The following is a 1,570-nucleotide window of genomic DNA, read 5'->3' as shown; positions in this document are numbered from 1 at the left end:
CTCTTTGCCAATACGGCCTGCGCCGTCTGAACCAACGATTCTAATGTGGAGGTTTTTTGCTTTCGCGAACGCACAAGTGCCCAGCAGCGATACGCGCTACAGTTTTAGTGACTACCCTTTATCGGACTGCGCCCACCAGATCGGCGCGCCCATGCAAACATGCACGACAAATAAAAACGAGCTACTGATCGTTCAGTTTAAAAGTTACTCAGGCGGCTGGACTTGGAAAAACAATTGCAATAATTCACGTCCGCAACCGCCAGATCATCAGGATAAATGCCTGAGTACTATTATTTGGGAAAGCCGCAAGAGTCTCGCTGAATTAAAGAGGGTTTCAATCGAAGCGTCTGGCATCGTCCTTCCGGTTGCTTGATACGCTTCAATAGAAGCTTCACCGCCTGTGCTCCAAGTTCCTCGAGAGGTTGCGCCATAACGGTCAGTCGGGGGCTAAAAGCATCCRCCCAATCGAAATCGTCAAAGCCGACCAGCGCGATGTCCTTCGGCACTTCAAGCCCTGCTGCACGCAGGGCCTGCATAGCACCAATGGTCATCAGGTTGTTGGCAGTCATGATGGCGGTCGGCGGCTGCTCCAGCGCCAATAAACGGCGAGTCGCTTCCATGGCCGGCGCAATCGCCGATTCACCACAGCAAACCAATTGCTCATCGTAGGCAATGCCTGCGTCAGCCAAGGCCGCACGGTAACCGTCAATTCGTTCAAGAGAAGAAGACTGGGTCAATCGTCCGGAGACCATCCCGATACGCCGATGTCCAAGTTTAATCAAGTGTGCAATCAACTCTTGAGAGGATTGCTTATTCTCTACCCCCACCTGATCGAAAGACGTCGACAGAAGTCGGTCGATGAGAACCGTGGGTATTTTGTTGGCCTTTAAGTAATTAAATACTCTATTTTCTGGATCATATTCCGAGGCCAGTACAATGCCGTCAACCCGTCTTTCATGCAGCGCTTTGATCGCTTTAAGCTCTTGTTCGGGATCTTTTTGCGTATTGACCAGAATCATCATCAAGCCGTTTTTCGCACATGCCGCTTCGATGGCACGTACTGTTTCACTGAAGTAATAGTTTGACAGCGTAGCAATCGCTACCCCTATAGCACCTGAAGAGGAGCGTGCCAGAGACCGAGCGAGCGAGTTTCGAATATAGCCTACGGACTCTACAGCCTGATTCACGCTACGAACGGTGTCCGGATGTACTTTGCGAGTACCGTTGAGTACATGGGATACCGTAGACATTGATACGTTTGCGGCCCGCGCGACATCACTCATCTTTGCGCCCACTGTGTACCACTCCTTTCTCACGTGAATTCATGGATAGCGCCGGGACCATGCCCGGCAGTAAGCCATTGTAAAGCTCACGACGAGAAAATGTGTCGCAAGCTCCAGGAATCGGTGCAAGGACAGGCGCGCAATATCGAGGAAGACCCAGCGAGGTGCGCTGCGCACCGATAGCGGGTGAGGCGAGACGATGGATTCCGCTATGCAGCATAGCCTGGCACTCCTTTTTTATTATTTTTACGACCACGTAGCGGACCCTTAACGGGACGCAGGGACGC

1 protein-coding gene is annotated in these 1,570 nt (G+C 51.9%); it reads right to left on the bottom strand.

The annotated features are described in order from the left end of the window. Positions 1 to 290: 290 nt before the first annotated feature. Positions 291 to 1,295 (bottom strand): LacI family DNA-binding transcriptional regulator, encoded by a 1,005-nt coding sequence (locus tag ACXRVY_RS28295; protein WP_458238867.1) that lies wholly within the window; start codon positions 1,293 to 1,295, stop codon positions 291 to 293. Between the last annotated feature and the right edge of the window lie 275 nt (positions 1,296 to 1,570).

Source organism: Pseudomonas sp. P5_A2_2, assembly GCF_054177685.1.
This window is presented reverse-complemented; position numbering and strand designations above follow the sequence as displayed.